The 16,730-nt window shown below is 30.5% G+C and carries 10 protein-coding genes, 1 pseudogene and 1 other annotated feature; all 11 genes and pseudogenes read right to left on the minus strand.

Annotated features, from left to right (window positions below; genetic code table 11):
• Positions 1-4: 4 nt before the first annotated feature.
• A complete protein-coding gene (locus Q6H37_RS27610) occupies positions 5-268 on the minus strand; it encodes a hypothetical protein (protein WP_318738129.1) in 264 nt (87 codons plus the stop codon).
• Between the two features lies 1 nt (position 269).
• On the minus strand, positions 270-1,364 hold the full coding sequence (locus tag Q6H37_RS27615; RefSeq protein WP_318738130.1) for a hypothetical protein: 1,095 nt from the start codon (positions 1,362-1,364) through the stop codon (positions 270-272).
• 469 nt (positions 1,365-1,833) lie between these two features.
• Positions 1,834-2,658 (minus strand): MerR family transcriptional regulator, encoded by an 825-nt coding sequence (locus Q6H37_RS27620; RefSeq protein ID WP_318738132.1) that lies wholly within the window; start codon positions 2,656-2,658, stop codon positions 1,834-1,836.
• A gap of 136 nt (positions 2,659-2,794) precedes the next feature.
• Entirely contained in the window at positions 2,795-3,937 is a 1,143-nt protein-coding gene (locus tag Q6H37_RS27625; RefSeq protein ID WP_318738133.1) for a 1-propanol dehydrogenase PduQ, read from the minus strand.
• Between the two features lie 242 nt (positions 3,938-4,179).
• Positions 4,180-5,658 (minus strand): annotated as a pseudogene (gene malQ, locus Q6H37_RS27630) (4-alpha-glucanotransferase).
• A gap of 99 nt (positions 5,659-5,757) precedes the next feature.
• Positions 5,758-6,798, minus strand: a complete 1,041-nt coding sequence (gene hydE / locus Q6H37_RS27635; RefSeq protein WP_318738135.1) for a [FeFe] hydrogenase H-cluster radical SAM maturase HydE — start codon at positions 6,796-6,798, stop codon at positions 5,758-5,760.
• Between the two features lie 70 nt (positions 6,799-6,868).
• Entirely contained in the window at positions 6,869-9,001 is a 2,133-nt protein-coding gene (locus Q6H37_RS27640) for a HelD family protein (protein WP_318738136.1), read from the minus strand.
• 17 nt (positions 9,002-9,018) lie between these two features.
• Positions 9,019-10,860, minus strand: a complete 1,842-nt coding sequence (ftsH, locus tag Q6H37_RS27645; protein ID WP_318738139.1) for an ATP-dependent zinc metalloprotease FtsH — start codon at positions 10,858-10,860, stop codon at positions 9,019-9,021.
• Between the two features lie 95 nt (positions 10,861-10,955).
• The gene (locus Q6H37_RS27650; RefSeq protein WP_318738141.1) at positions 10,956-12,140 is read right to left on the minus strand and encodes an amidohydrolase; all 1,185 of its coding nucleotides are present in this window, start codon (positions 12,138-12,140) and stop codon (positions 10,956-10,958) included.
• A gap of 231 nt (positions 12,141-12,371) precedes the next feature.
• The gene (proS, locus tag Q6H37_RS27655) at positions 12,372-13,808 is read right to left on the minus strand and encodes a proline--tRNA ligase (RefSeq protein WP_318738142.1); all 1,437 of its coding nucleotides are present in this window, start codon (positions 13,806-13,808) and stop codon (positions 12,372-12,374) included.
• 168 nt (positions 13,809-13,976) lie between these two features.
• Positions 13,977-14,197: a binding site (T-box leader), on the minus strand.
• Positions 14,198-14,280: 83 nt separating this feature from the next.
• A complete protein-coding gene (locus Q6H37_RS27660) occupies positions 14,281-16,677 on the minus strand; it encodes a PAS domain-containing sensor histidine kinase (protein WP_318738143.1) in 2,397 nt (798 codons plus the stop codon).
• Between the last annotated feature and the right edge of the window lie 53 nt (positions 16,678-16,730).

The raw sequence follows: 16,730 nt of genomic DNA on the forward strand, positions 1-16,730 counted from the left end.
TATATTAGTTACTTTTATATATTAAATTTGCAGCATCATCTTCTTGTGCCCGATAATAAACATTTATTTCACCGTTTTCATCTAACTGAAATTTTGTTTTCTCAATAGCACCAAATGCCTCTGCTGTAATTAAAGTCATCATTACTGATCCCTTATTTAAGTCCTTAAAACTGTCATACTCATCTTTTAAAGCATTTGTGATATCCTGAGCACAAGCCTCTTTAACTTTTGTAAAGTATTTTAATACCGCAAAATCAAGAGATATCATTTTATGCTGCCTCCTTTTTGCTAAATAAATCCATTGGATTCATAGCTATTATGAGGATACCAAACATCATTATTACAGCTCCAATCCAGACTATTGGAGGTAAAGTCCATCCTTGCATACCACCCATTACTCCAAGAACTATCCAGCAGCAAAATGGTCCCCAAAAGGAATATGTACCATTACATGCCATACCAAGAGCAGCACCACACATACTGTTGCCGTTGTACCAGCTCATATAAGAAACAAAAGCACAAAGACCACTTAATGCAAACCATATCATTGCAGGCCCACTTGTAAAAGCCTGAATAGTTAAGTCTGTTGAGAATTTAATTCCATTACCAAATACCAAACCAAAGAAAGGTACTAATATTAATAAATTTGAAAGTCCAGATATTGCTTGACGAATTGTAATACCAATTTCTGAATCAATCATTGATGTACCATATCCAGCTACACAGCCTTCAAATCCCCATCCAAGAGCTGCTATAAAAGCAATACAAAGTCCTAGGAACATTCCCTTTGGAGCATCGCCTCCAATACTAGTGCTACCAATCATAAAGCTAGATAAAACACAAATGCCAATACCAACAAGCATACGTTTGTTTAACTTTTGCTTAAATAATATTCTTCCTAGAATAGCACCAATTGCTGGACAAAGTGCTGTAATCGGAATAACAATGGAGCCTGCCATTTGTAAGGCTACTACATAAGCTGTACTTGAGATAGGCCCGCCTATAAGAGCTGCTAATATCATCACAGCACCTGGCTTAGTCTTAAGACATCTAAAGAAGTCTCCAAGTTTGCCCTTTAAAGTTGCATACCCTACTGCCCAAAGAGCACTGCAGGTATCGTTTACCGCACTACCAAGTGCAGCTAATACGTATGTTATAACGATTGCGGATAAACCTGCTCTATTGTCACCATACCAATCAGCCCATATTCCTTTCTTCATTCCCATGGTTAAAAACGCTGAATAAAATCCGTACATAAGACCTGAAAAAAGAGCTATTGAAATACCTTTTTTAAGAAAATTAGCTTTTAACTTATTTTTTGCAATAATCGTTTCTGAGGTCATAGCCTTTGAAACTTTGTCCATAAATAGAACCCCTTTCATCTATTCAATTGATATTTTTTATACTGTGTTCTTTAAAATAGAACCTTGTAATGGGAATGTTTTATGATTGTCATAATTCGGGATATTTCAAGTTTTTAAATTATTAAACAACTCTTCATTCATATCTTTTGATTATTTTTTTATGTAAGTAAATTATATTCCTTTCCCTATAGGGCAAAGTCAATACATATTTCACAAGAATATTCTAACAAAATCTAAAATTCTACATTTACCGCTATATTTAGTGTTATATTTGAATTTTTTAATCGATTTCAACCCCATTATCATCCATTCTATGAAATTTATAGGATATAATATTGGTATATTTTTCACAATACTAAGCAGATTTCATAAATATACTTTCCCCTACGGTTAATGTTTTTACTATACTCCATAAAAAAACATAAGCGGTAAGCAATCATTTAAGATGATTATTTACCGCTTATGCCTTCTATCTTTTAATTTTAATCATAATCTCTGTTACATATTTACTAGTATTTTTAGTAGTCCAATAATCTGTTACATATCTTTCATAACATTCCTCAGAGCATTTATAACCATGTTCTTCAGTCCACTTTTCTATCTTTTTATATGTTTCATCAATGTCCTGATGAGCCCCTATATGATAGCAACAAGCTACCATCCAACCACCATACTCAATGGTTTCTTCCTCTTTACATTTTAAAATATTCTGCTGCATTATTCTCATCTTATTGCATTTTCCATTCATTTTGTCCTTATATGATGGAAAACTTATGATCACAGGTCCTGTTATTGCATTATTTATACTATCTATATAATTATTAAACTCTATATTAATTATAGAATCCATATAATCATATTGAAAATCTTGATCTAAAAATACTAATTTTTTGTTATCTATATACTTTATAGCCACATCGCAAACATTATTTTCAAGTACCATCTGTGCCTCAACTATAAGATCACGCCAATCTTTCACTGATCTTATTTTTAAGTTTATCTCTTTATCAAGTTCTTCTAATTCGTCAATCTTTTTCCTGAAGCTTTTGTCGACGAAATCATAGGTTGTCCCTTCTAAAAAAGCCTTCATTTCCTCCAATTTAAACCCGCTCTGCTTATAATATCTTATAACAGGTACAGTCAATAAATTTTCCTTGCTGTAATATCTATAGCCATTTTCATTACTTACTTTATCTGGTGATAATATATTCATTGTATCGTAATATCTTAGTGCCTTTTTGGTTATTTTACAAATTTCTTCAACTTTCCCTATAGAATATAGTTCCCCAGCCATAATTGTTCTCCTTTTTTTAAAATTTTTATTGTAATTTAAATTATAATAAAAAATACATTTTATTTCAAACATTTTCTCAACATTTTTTTGTACCACAAAAAACCACTCATAAAAGAGTGGTTTAAAATACAATATTTTAACCAAAAACCTTATCTAAAACATTTAACAAGTCTTCACTTGTTACTTCCCTAGGGTTTGCTGTTGTACATATATCCTTAAAAGCTGCACTAACAATTTCTTCTCTATATGACTTAGCTAATTCCATATCAACGCCCTGTTCCTTTAAAGTTGTTGGAACCATTAATGTCTTTTGAAGCTCTCCAACACTTTTAATTAGATTGTTAACTCCAATACTTACATTCGGTGCATGCAACTTTAATAATTTAGCAAGCCTTTGATATTTCTTAGCTGCTATCCCATATTCAACATTGAAAGTACCCTTATTTAAATTAGCATTATATTCAATAACATGAGGAAGTATAATAGCATTGCTTCTACCATGAGAAACATGTAATTTTCCTCCCACAGCATGAGCTAAGCTGTGAGTAATTCCAAGTCCAGCAGCATTAAAAGCTATTCCAGCAAGACATGATGCATTATGAAGCTTTTCTCTTGCCATTAAATCATTTCCATCAGCATAAGCTTGTGGTAAAAATCTAAAAGCTAAAGTAAAGGCTTTCTCTGCAAGGGCATCAGAAAAATCAGTAGCATTCTTTGAAACGTAAGCCTCTATGGCATGTGTTATTACATCCATTCCTGTATCAGCAGTTATAGCCTTAGGAACAGACTTCACCAATTCCGGATCAAGAATAGCAACTGTTGGAAGAAGAGATTTATCCGCAAGTGCATATTTTAATTGTTCTTGTTTATTTGTAATTACTGCATATTCTGTTACTTCCGAGCCTGTACCACTTGTAGTAGGTATAGCATAAAATTCTTTTATAGAAGAAACTCCTCCAGTAACTTTTTTTGCATATTCTCTTATTGCCTTAGCTCCATCAATTGATGAACCTCCGCCAAGAGCTATAATAATTTCAGCATTACAACCTTGTAGCTTTTGAATACCACTTGCAATGATTTCTACAGATGGATCAGGTACTATATCACTATATACTGCTACTTCACAATCAACAAGTTTTCCTTGCACTTTTGCAGTCATACCTGAAGTTTCCATAAACTTATCACATACAATCAGTACTCTTTTATTTTTAATTTCACTTAATCTGTCTAAAGAGCCTTCTCCAAAATAAACTTCCGTATTGATACTAAATTCTTTCATATACTTAATCTCCTATTAAAAAGTTTAAGATATGAATGAATTAGTTGTCCTTTAATTTAAAAATAAAATTATCCCATAATTATAACAATCAAAACAAGTTTATAACAAACTTTGTTAAATATTATACCAATATTATATTAATAATACAATCCTTTTTAAGTATAAATAATTGAAATTTTAACATTAATAAGGTACTATTTGTTAACTATTTAATAGTTTTTGTTGCTAATTGTTTTTACAAGCTACCTTCCATATAATCTTGTTATATTATTTATCTTTTCAGCTAATTTATCAGTTAACATTTCTTCCTCCACTCTCCACTGCCAATTTCCACCTATAGTTGATGGAATATTCATTCTAGCTTCATTTCCAAGCCCCAAATAATCCTGAAACTGAGCTATGGCTAAATTGGCTACAGAGCTTAATGCACCTCTTATAAATCCCCAATTGTATCCTTCTTCCTCATCTAATTTAAAATATTTCTTAGCAAAATCCACATCTTCTTTTTTGGTATTTTCCATCCATCCCATTACAGTTTCATTATCATGAGTTCCAGTATAAACTATACAGTTCTTGTCATAATTATGCGGTAAATAGTTACTTTGTTCCCTAGTATCAAAAGCAAACTCCAATACTTTCATACCAGGAAATCCTGAGGCATTTCTAAAATCTATAACCTCCTGTGTTATATATCCTAAATCTTCCGCTATAATATCTACTTCTCCTAAAGCTTTCTTCACTGTATCAAACAGTTTTATTCCAGATCCCTTCACCCATTTACCATTTACCGCTGTCTTTTCTCCATAAGGTACTTCCCAGAAGGATTCAAATCCTCTAAAATGATCTACCCTTGTTACATCATATAGAATGCTATTCAATTTAATTCTTTCCACCCACCATTTATAATTAATCTTTTCCAAATTAATCCAATTATATATAAGATTTCCCCACAACTGACCCGTAGTAGAAAAGGCATCAGGAGGACATCCAGAAACTACTATAGGTCTTTTATCTTAATCAAGCACAAAAATCTCACTATTTGCCCATGTATCCGCACTATCTTCTGCCACATAAATAGGTATATCTCCAATAATTTTAATTTCTTTATCATTGGCATACTTTTTCAAATTGAACCATTGGGTAAAGAATAAGTATTGTAAAAATATCCAATAGTCTATTTCCTCTTTTAATTCTTCTTTGTAATTATCTATTGTTTCTTTGTTCCTTACTTTTATAGATCTATCCCAACTCTGCCAGGAGCTCAATCCAAATTTGTACTTGATAGCCATATATAGCGAGTAATCTTCTACCCAAAATTTATTATCCTGTCTGAACCTACTTATTTCACTTTCATATATTCCTTTACTTCTTTCAAAAGCAAGTCTCAAAATAGGCATTTTATTATTAAATATCTTTTCATAATCCACTTTTGTATAATTGCTGCCAAAGTCCGCATTTTCATAATCTTCTCTTCTAAGCAATCCTTGTTCGGTAAGAAAATCCAAGTCTATAAAATAAGGATTACCTGCAAATGCTGAAAATGATTGATAAGGCGAATCACCTTCTCCAGTAATGCCCAAAGGCAAAACCTGCCAATAACTTTGTGATGACTTTTCTAAAAAATCCACAAATTTGTAGGCTTCTTTTCCAAAAGTTCCAATTCCATATGATCCTGGCAAAGATGTAATATGCATTAAAACACCACTACTTCTTTTAATCATTCTCTTACTCATTTACTTTTTATCAACAAATTTTCTTTCCTAACGTACAAGATTACTATTCTATATTTAATTTCTTAAATCATTTTATTATTCATTTTACTAAAATGTTCTTTTAACCCTAAAGCCTTTTGACTTTGAGATAGTCCTTCCTATTGCTTCTATTCTTCCAGTAATACATCCTCTACAATGAGCTGGAGTATCACCTACGCATATCTTTCCAGGATATAGCGCATACAATCTTCTATATTCACCTTCTGTCACATTTGGCATAACTACATTTGCTCCACTTTGAAGTGCTATAATTCTTCCATTTTTATTTACTGTCTCCATAGCAGTAGTTGCAGGTATATTAGTATCTGGCATAAGAAGCCTGATGATTGCCATAACTTTTAATGTAAGCTCTAACTCTCCACCCTTCTCTTTAGCTAAAGGCGTATCTTCATTAGGAATAAATGGACCTATTCCCAGCATGTCTGCTCCTATTTCTTTAAAAAATAAAATATCATCTGCTAAAGATTCTATAGTTTGACCTGGAAGACCTATAAGGCATCCTGTTCCTACTTCATACCCTAAACTTTTCAGATCTTTTAAACACCTTTTTCTTTCTTCATGGCTCATACCAGGGTCCATATCCTCATATAATTTTTTATCAGTAGTTTCTATTCTTATTAAGTATCTATCTGCTCCAGCTTCTTTATAGACTTTATATTCTTCCATAGTTTTCTCGCCTATACTTAAAGTAATAGCTACATCTAATTTTTTTATATTGGATATTATATACTTTAATCTTTCCACTGTATAATATTCATCTTCACCTGACTGCATCACTATAGTTTTATAACCATAGTCTGTAGCCTTCTTAGCTAAACCTATTATTTCATCCGCATTCAATCTATATCTTTTTATATTTTTATTAGAACTTCTGAGACCGCAATATAAACAGTTTCTTTTGCATATATTAGAAAATTCTATAAGACCTCTTAAATGAACTTCATCTCCAACATATTTTTTTCTAACTCTATCTGCTGCGCTGAAAAGTTGTTCGTTACAATCATTATCCTTAAGTAAGCTCACTATTTCACTTTTGCTTAAATTATGCTTTTCTTCAGCTTTTGTTATCAATTCCAAACTTTTATTCATTAGATGATCATTTCCTTTCTTATATCTTTTTATATTGTAAAAAAGCTTTCAATAAATATTGAAAGCTTTTTTATTTTATCGAGGAAGTTCTATATACATATAATTCATGTAAGGCTCTTGTGGCCATTACATATTTTAATTTGTCCTCTTTATTATTAAGTTTTTCATCATCTATTAATATAACAGCATCAAATTCCAAACCTTTAGCAAAATAAGATGGTAGTATTACTTCTCCTCCAGAGTAAATCCTATTTTCTTCATTTAATATGGAAATATGGATTCTTTCTTTTATGAGTCTCCCCAAAGTTTCTACCGTACCCGAATCTTTGCAAACAACTGCTATACTTTCATATTCTTTCTCCTTTAATTTTACAACACTTTCTACTATTTTGTCTACTAAATTATTTATGTTATTTACCTGTTTTTCCAGAACTTTCTCACCGTTCCTCACTAAAGGAATAGTTTTATTGCTTTTTAAATACCTATTTGCAAAACTCATGATTTCTCTTGTGGACCTATAGCTTTTATTTAAATTGAAATTATAAATATCCAAATCACTAAATACTTTATCCATTTGAAGCATAGCAATATCCCCTTCTACAGGAACTATTCTTTGATTGCTATCACCAACTATAGTAAATGATTTACATTCTGTAAGGTGCTTTAATACTTCAAATTGCAGCATTGAATAATCCTGTGCTTCATCTATAACAATATGCTTTACTTCTTTTTTATATTTTAAACCTTCAAGCTTGATTTTTAAATACAATATAGGTGCTAAATCATCATAAATAAGCTGTTCATTATTGTTAAATTCGTTATAAATTTCAATAGTATCTGGGGCCTTCATCCACTTCATTTCATTTTTTATTTCTATTACATGTCTTATAATATCTCTTATTTTATTTTTTCTTATGAAGCTTAAGTTATTCTGATCAGTTGCCAATTCATCTTTAGATAATTTTTCAATTGATTCCTTATACTCTTTTTCTACTTTTCTAACTAAATCGTTTCTTTCATCCTTAATTTTAGATATTAATATTCTTTTTATTTTTTTGCTTCTTCTAAATAGAGGCATATCTTTAAAATAGACACTAAACATTTCTTCAATTTCTTCTTTATTTGCTATAACCTTATCATAAAATTTAACTTCATTTATTTTAAAATATTGATAATCTAACTTTTTAATCAAATTATCAAGTTCTTCAATGTATTTTACAGACCCTTTATATTTTACATCTTCAATAAAACTTTTATCTTCTTGCAATATTTTTTCCATATATTCTTTAAAATCCATTATGCAATTTAAATCTAAAAGCTCCATTGCAAATTCTTTAAAGGTAAACTGTTTTACTCCAACCTCACCCAAACTTGGCAGAACTGTAGAAATATAGTCCATAAATATGCTATTGGGACCAAGTATTAAAACTTTATCTTCTAATGCACTTCTATAATTATATAAAAGATATGCAACTCTATGAAGTGCTATAGTAGTTTTACCACTACCAGCTACTCCATCAACTATTACAGTCCCTTTTCTAGACTGCCTTATTATTTCATCTTGTTCCTTCTGTATAGTCATTACTATATCTTTTAACTTTTCACCAGCATTTTTGCTTAATACCATTTGAAGTACTTCATCTTTAACATCAATACTAGAATCAAATAATCCTAATAGTTTAGCCTTTTTTATTATAAACTGTCTCTTAGATAAAATATTAGTTTTTATTTCACCCATTGGTGCCTTGTAAACTGCCTCCCCTAAAGTTCCTGCATAAAACAAAGCACTTACAGGAGACCTCCAATCCACAATAATTGGTTCATAATCTTCATCTTTATCCATACCAAATCTTCCAATGTATACAGTTTCAGTACCATATTCATCTTCAAAAATTATCTTTCCAAAATAAGGAGAAACACTAAGAATATTAAGCTCTCTGAGTTTTCTATCTATAAATTTAAACGCTTCTTCTTTTACAAATATTTCATGATCAAAATACTTTACTATTTCATCTTCATCATCTTTATATTCTTCAAGTTTCTTTTTTCTGAAGCTAACTATATAGTCTGAGATATATTTTCTCTTTTGTGTAAAATTTAAAGTCTCACTTTTTATTTCCTCAAGAGTCTCTTCTAACTTTTCTTTTTCTAAATTTAATTCTATTTCCTTTTTTAATTCTTTTTCAAGTTCATTGTTTTCCATAATATTCTCCACCAATTCTAATCTAATGATGATTCATTTAAATTTTTTTCTTCTTCCACTATAGCCATAAACTCATCACCCATAAGAGTTTCTTTTTCCATAAGTCTATTTGATATTTTAGTAAGCAATTCTCTATTATCTGCAAGTATCTTTTTAGATTTTTCATGACCTGCCCTTATTATTTTTAAAGTCTCTTCATCAATTATTGATGCTGTTTCAGCACTGCAGTTTTGCACAGGTCTTCCATCTAAGTATCTATTTTGAATAGATTCAAGTCCCATCATGTCAAATCTTTCACTCATTCCATACATAGTTACCATGCTTCTTGCAGATGAAGTTGCTCTTTCAATATCATTAGCTGCACCTGTAGATATAGTATTAAACTCTATTTCCTCTGCAGCTCTTCCACCTAACATTACACATATTTGATCCATCATTTCTTCCTTAGTTGTAAGATACTTTTCACCTTCCGGTAGCTGCATAGTATATCCTAAAGCTCCCATAGTTCTTGGTACAATAGTTATTTTGTGTACTGGATCAGTATTTTTTAATAAAGCAGCTACAAGTGCATGACCAACTTCATGAAAAGCAACTGATCTTTTTTCCTTGTCTGATAATATTCTATCTTTCTTTTCTTTACCTGCAATGATTACTTCTATTGCCTCTTCTAAATCTTCTTGAATTACTTCTTTTCTATTATTTTTAACTGCTCTAAGCGCTGCTTCATTTATTATATTAGCTAAATCTGCTCCTACTGCACCTGGAGTACCCTTTGCAACAGAATTCAAATCAGATTCATTAGCTATTTTAACTCCTTTAGCATGTACTTTTAATATTTCTTCTCTTCCTTTTAGATCCGGTCTATCTACTATGACCCTTCTATCAAATCTTCCTGGTCTTAAAAGAGCCTTATCTAATATTTCAGGTCTATTAGTTGCTGCTAAAATTACTACTCCTTTAGAAGAATCAAAGCCATCCATTTCTGCTAATAATTGATTTAGTGTTTGCTCTCTTTCATCGTTTCCACTAACATTATTGTCTCTGCTCTTACCTATAGCATCAATTTCATCTATAAACACTATACATGGTGCCTTTTGCTGTGCTTGTTCAAATAAATCCCTTACTCTTGAAGCACCCATGCCTACAAACATTTCTACAAAAGCTGAACCTGATATTGAGAAGAAGGGTACCTTAGCTTCTCCTGCTACTGCTTTAGCTAATAGTGTTTTACCTGTTCCTGGAGGCCCTACCAAAAGAGCTCCTTTAGGCAACTTTGCTCCTATATCCGTATACTTTTTAGGATTATGCAAGAAATCAACTATTTCTATTAAAGATTCTTTAGCTTCTTCCTGACCAGCCACATCACTAAAATTTACACCTGTTTCACTTTCTGCATATATTTTAGCCGTGTTCTTTCCAAAGGACATAACACCGCTTCCCATTTTCTTATCTAGTTTTCCAAATAAAAGTCTTCCTAAAAATATAAAAATTGCAATCGGCAGTATCCAATTTATAAAGAAACTCCTTATAGGACTGTTTTCTTGAGGTAATCCACCATATGTAATTTTTGCATTATCTAGTCTTTTTACTAAATCATTATCATCTAATCTTTCTGTATATAATGTTTTTTTGCTTTCTCCACTTTTAACCTTAGGTATAATTATTAATTTATCTTTTGAAATTTGCACTTCTTCAATTTTGTTTGAATTTATATAATTTATAAATTCACTATATTGAATATGCTGTGTTTTCAAATTCACTACGTAATCATTTAAAATAAAGATCACAATAGCTACAACAATGGCATAATAAATACCATACTTTAACTTATTGCCATCGAACTTTTTATTATTAAACATATCTAGCCTCCACTATACAATCATTTTAACTTTACACTATATATTATATCAATAAATGCATTTTATCTATAGTATTTATAAACAATTATTTAATTTTACTCATTTAAATATATAAGTGCAAATTGTGCAAATATGGCAGCAGCTTTGTATATTATATCCTCATCTACATTAAATTCTGGACTATGAAGTGGCTCTGTAATCCCTTTTTCTTTATTAAGATTTCCCACCCAAAAAAATGTTCCAGGAACCTTTTCTTCAAAGCTGGAAAAGTCTTCACCTATCATAGTTGGTTTATCTACTATTATTACATTTTTGGTTTCTATTACTCTACTAGCAGCTTTTCCTAACATAGTAGTAATTTCATAGTCATTTACAACGGGCGCATGATAAGGAGTAAACTTGAATTCATATTCTGCTCCATTAGCTTCGCTTATCCCTTTTATAATAGATTCTATCATTGCTGGCATTTTTTCTCTCACTTCATAGGTTAACGTTCTTATTGTTCCTTCTAATTCCGCCTTATCTGGTATTATGTTATGAGCCGAACCAGCATTAAACTTTCCAATACTTATAACAGCTGGCTCCAACGGATCTACTTTTCTACTTATTACAGTTTGCAGTGCCATGTATATTTCACATGCTACAGCTATAGGATCTATGCATTTTTGCGGCTGACCTCCATGGCCACCTTTTCCATGTATTACTATCTTAAAATTATCTGAAGCTGCCATAAGAGGTCCTGGTTTTATACCTATTTTTCCTGCTGCTATTCCTGGCCATACATGAGCACCTACTACCACATCTACCTTTGGATTTTCTAAAACTCCACTATGTATAGTTTTTTCCGCTCCACCAGCACCTTCTTCTGCTGGTTGAAACAAGAACTTAACATTTCCACTAAATTCATCTGTAAGCTCTGATAAAATAGAAGCTGCCCCAATAAGCCAAGATATATGCGCATCATGTCCACAAGCATGCATAAATTCAGGGTACTGTGACTTATACTTTATATCATTTTCCTCTCTTAATCTAAGACAATCCATGTCTGCCCTTAAAAGTACAGTTTTTCCTGGCTCCTTGCCTCTCAATATTCCAACAACTCCTGTACCACCTACATGTTCCTGAACTTCTATTCCATATTCTTTTAACTTATCTACTATTACCTTAGCTGTTCTATTTTCGTGCATACCTATTTCAGGATGAGCATGTATGTCTCTTCTAATTGTTATAAGTTTATCTTTTAACTTTTCAGCCTTTTCCAATACTACACTTTTAAACATAAAATTCTCCCCTTGACTTTTATTAGGTATTCAAAATACATTTTTTACATACCCTATATTTAAATTATAATAATACTTTACATTATATAAAAGCTTTTTAAACATTCAAAGGTCCAAGTTGAAAAATAATTACTTGATTAACTTTAAATTCTGCATTTAAAAAGCCTACTGTTTAATATTTTGCAGTAGACTTTTTAATATACATTTTATTTTATAATACTTAAATTATCTTTAGTATGCTCTTCCCCAGTAAAGCATTTTATCAGTCTTTTTACCACAGCATACACAAGTATCTGATACCTTTTCTTGCTTAAATGGAATACATCTAGATGTTGCACCAGTCTCTTCCTTAATCTTATCTTCACAAGCTCTATCTCCACACCACATAGCTTTAACAAAACCTGTTTTATTTTCAACTATATCTTTAAATTGTTCCATATTTACTGCTGAACTAGTTTTTTGTTCTCTAACTTTTTTAGCAGCTTCAAACATAGCATTGTGTATATCATCTAAAAGTGCTGGTATTTTTGTTTCTATTTCATCCATTGAAACTGTTATCTTTTCTCCATTATCTCTTCTTACAAGTACAACTTGATTCTTTTCAATATCCTTAGGTCCTACTTCTAAACGGATTGGAACACCTTTCATTTCATATTCAGCAAATTTCCAACCTGGCATTTTGTCACTATCATCTACTTTTACTCTAGCTATCTTAGATATTCTTGCCTTTAACTCAGCTGCTTTTTCTAAAACGCCTTCCTTATGTTGAGCTATAGGAACTATAATAACCTGAATTGGTGCTATTCTTGGTGGAAGTTTAAGACCACTGTCATCTCCATGAACCATTATTATTGCACCTATTAAACGTGTAGTTATTCCCCATGATGTCTGATGAACATATTGTAATTTACCATTCTTATCTGTATATTGCATGTTAAAAGCTTCAGCAAAGTTAGTTCCAAAATTATGAGAAGTAGCTGCTTGAAGTGCTTTTCCATCATGCATTAAAGCTTCTATAGTATAAGTTCCAATTGCACCTGCAAATCTTTCTTTTTCAGTTTTTTCACCTCTTATAACAGGAATTGCAAGCATTTGTTCAACATGATCTGCATACACATTTAGCATTCTAATTGTTTCTTCTTCTGACTCTTCTTGAGTTGCATGTACAGTATGACCTTCATTCCATAAGAATTCTGTAGTTCTAAGGAAAGGACGTGTAGTTTTTTCCCATCTTACAACTGAACACCATTGGTTGTATAGTTTTGGTAAATCATTATATGATTGAACTGTTTTAGCATAGTGCTCACAGAATAATGTTTCTGATGTAGGACGTACGCATAATCTTTCAGTTAATTCTTCATTTCCCCCTTGAGTTACCCATGCAACTTCTGGTGCAAAACCTTCAACATGGTCTTTTTCCTTTTGAAGTAGCCCTTCTGGTATAAACATAGGCATATATACATTTTCATGTCCTGTTTCTTTAAATCTTCTATCTAAATCACCTTGAATATTTTCCCACATTGCGTAAGCATAAGGACGTATAATCATACAACCTCTAACACTTGAGTAATCAGCAAGTTCTGCTTTTTTTATTATATCTGTATACCATTGTGCAAAATCTTCATCCATTGGTGTAATTTGTTCTACTAATTTCTTATCTTTTTCCATTTTAATACCCTCCTATAATTATGATAAGTTTATTCAATAACTATTAATTTCTTACTTTAACATCCTTGACAACTAAAATAAAAATAATGCATTATATATTATTTTTTACTTTCTAAAAATATGAAGAACGTTTATAGATTTTTTAAACTAAAAAAAGCCTTAATCCCAATAAGGGACCAAGACTATATCGGCGGTACCACCCTGTTTAATACATTTCTATAAAACATATTCACTCTTAATTATTAACGGTTATTACCCGCTGTATCCTACTATTACTTCAGTACAGAACTCCAAGGTAGGTTCAAAATGATCTTCTAGGAATTTTTCACCAACCATTCCCTCTCTTCAAAAAGATTGACACTTTTACTAATCCTTTTCTTTGTATTTATAATATTTTTACTTTTTAAACTTATTTTATATGATAAAATATAAAAACCTAATTGTCAATAGAATAATGATAATATTTCTAAAATCACATTGAATATATATCAGAAAATTCAATATTTATCATTTCAATTTTACTATTACATTTGTTTTCCGCAGTACTTTTTTTATTTTCTATTATCTTTAATGGAAGCTCTATTTTAAATGTACTTCCCTCACCTAGTTTACTTTCAGCACTTATTTTTCCACCATGTAATTCAACTATTGATTTTACTAAACATAATCCAATTCCGCTTCCCTCCGCATTACGAGTAAAAGACTTGTCTACTTGATTAAATCTTTCAAAAATAGCATTTAAATGATTTTTGTCAATTCCTATACCATTATCTTTTACCGATATTTCAACAGCTTCATTTTTATCAGCAATATTTACATAGATTTCATCTCCTGGATCAGAAAATTTAATTGCATTAGAGATAAGATTAAGTATAACTCTCTCAATTTTATCAGGATCACAAGCAATAATTTTTTCTTCCACATCTGTATCAAAAATAATACTTAACTCTTTGCTCTCAACATATTCTGATACTGATTGAACGATATCTTCAACTACACTTACTATATTTTCATTAGATAAATTTAGTTTAAAAAAACCAGATTCAATCTTTGACAAATCTATTATATTTCCTATAAGCTTTATAAGCCTATAGCAGTTCTGTCTTATAAAATAAGTATCTTTAATGATTTTTTCTTTATTCTCTGCTACAGACTTGTTTTTCAAATATAACTCTAGTAGTTGAGCAGAACTAAATATTACATTTAATGGTGTTTTAAGTTCATGAGATATGTTAGTTAAAAATTGTTCATGCATTTTGAGGGTTCTTTCCATTTTAAGCTTAGCCTCTATCTCTTGAGTCACATCCATAAAAATTACAACTACTTGTGCTAGTTCACCATTAAGTCCCAAAACCGGTTGATATAGTTTTTTTACAAACACTTCTTCCCCATCTACTACCAACCTTATATATTTTAAATAAGAAGTTTCTTTCTTATTCACTATATCTTTAATATGCTTAAGCAGCATATACTTATTAAAATTAGTTATAATGTCAAAATAATTTTTCCCTTTAAGTGAAGATATCGACTTTATACCAGGCTTTAAACCACTAATAAACTTATAAGCCTTTTGATTAATATGCGTAATTTTTAAATCTGGATAAGACAAAGTTATAACAGGCAAATCTAAATTTTCCACCATTCTATTTAACAAGCCATATTGAGTTTTTATTAATAAATCTTCTTCACTTTTTACCTTTTCAGTAATGTCGCGAAAACACAATATACCTGCAACAAAATCACCCTGTTCATTGTATACTGGAGTCCCATTTAATTCAATATTGACTCTTTTGTTATTAATTTTCATAAAAATTTTATATGCGGATAGCTTTTCCCCTTTTAATACCCTTTCAGCAGGTAAGTTTTCACTCGAAATCAAGTTTCCATCTGTATCAGTACATTCAACTTGTTCACAAACTTCTTTTACATTATTCAGTACCTTACTATAAAACAAATAATCTCTAGCTGCTTTATTAACTATTGTAAAATCACCATTTACATCAAAAATTACTAAAGCATCAGATATATTTTCAATAATACCTTCTAGTTTTTCTTTCTGATACCTTATCAATTCATCTTTTTTTACCTGTTCCGTTATATCATGTGAACAAAAAATAGCTTTTATAATGTTACCATCTTTATCATAAATAGGACTTGAATTTATATCGTAATAATAAACTCCATCTGGTTTTTTGCACATTAATCTGTACCCTTTAAGTCGTTCTCCTTTTATAGCTTTCCTGCTAGGTAAGTCTTCCTCTTCAATTAAATTACCTTCACAATCATAATAATTTGTGCACTTTAGTGCATTCTCACTGTTTTTTATTAAATCTTCATTATAGAATATTTTCTTTCCACTATTATTTAATATAGAGCAGTTATAATTTCTATCAAAAATATGCACCCCATCAAACATATTTTCAACAATACTTTCTAATTCTTGTTTTTGTTCTTTAATAATCCTTTCTTGATTTTCTATAATATTCCTGTTCAAAACTCTTTCTGTTACATCCACATAAGCTTGAATTATATACTCTATTTTTTCATTAGTATATACCGGAACTATAGATAAATCCCAATAAACTTCTTCTTTAAAATTAAATTCATTAACATAATATGGTTTACCATTTTTAATAACATTTTTAAAAGCCTTTTCTAAAGTGCTTTCCTTATAACACTCTGCTATACTTTCAAGCTTTCTGCCTATAATATTATCAATTTTATTATGTGAATTATTCAAGAAATTTAAATAATTCTGATTTGTTTCTAAAACAATTAAATCTGGAAAACTGCATATAGCAACTGCAGTTTTATTACTTGGATTAAGCTGCTCAATTAAGTTAATTCTATCCTTCAAAGTACATTTCATAGAATAGTCCCCCATGGTTTATTAATAAATAATCATTTTCATACTTATTTATC

Origin of the sequence: Clostridium sp. JS66, from assembly GCF_033561535.1 — a bacterium.
Taxonomy (GTDB): domain Bacteria; phylum Bacillota; class Clostridia; order Clostridiales; family Clostridiaceae; genus Clostridium_AM; species Clostridium_AM carboxidivorans.

Excerpts from the sequence above, each read along its gene's own strand:
- Q6H37_RS27610 (WP_318738129.1), bottom strand. The coding sequence starts at position 268 with ATGATATCTCTTGATTTTGCGGTATTAAAATACTTTACAAAAGTTAAA.
- Q6H37_RS27615 (WP_318738130.1), bottom strand. The coding sequence starts at position 1,364 with ATGGACAAAGTTTCAAAGGCTATGACCTCAGAAACGATTATTGCAAAA.
- Q6H37_RS27620 (WP_318738132.1), bottom strand. The coding sequence starts at position 2,658 with ATGGCTGGGGAACTATATTCTATAGGGAAAGTTGAAGAAATTTGTAAA.
- Q6H37_RS27625 (WP_318738133.1), bottom strand. The coding sequence starts at position 3,937 with ATGAAAGAATTTAGTATCAATACGGAAGTTTATTTTGGAGAAGGCTCT.
- hydE (WP_318738135.1), bottom strand. The coding sequence starts at position 6,798 with ATGAATAAAAGTTTGGAATTGATAACAAAAGCTGAAGAAAAGCATAAT.
- Q6H37_RS27640 (WP_318738136.1), bottom strand. The coding sequence starts at position 9,001 with ATGGAAAACAATGAACTTGAAAAAGAATTAAAAAAGGAAATAGAATTA.
- ftsH (WP_318738139.1), bottom strand. The coding sequence starts at position 10,860 with ATGTTTAATAATAAAAAGTTCGATGGCAATAAGTTAAAGTATGGTATT.
- Q6H37_RS27650 (WP_318738141.1), bottom strand. The coding sequence starts at position 12,140 with ATGTTTAAAAGTGTAGTATTGGAAAAGGCTGAAAAGTTAAAAGATAAA.
- proS (WP_318738142.1), bottom strand. The coding sequence starts at position 13,808 with ATGGAAAAAGATAAGAAATTAGTAGAACAAATTACACCAATGGATGAA.
- Q6H37_RS27660 (WP_318738143.1), bottom strand. The coding sequence starts at position 16,677 with ATGAAATGTACTTTGAAGGATAGAATTAACTTAATTGAGCAGCTTAAT.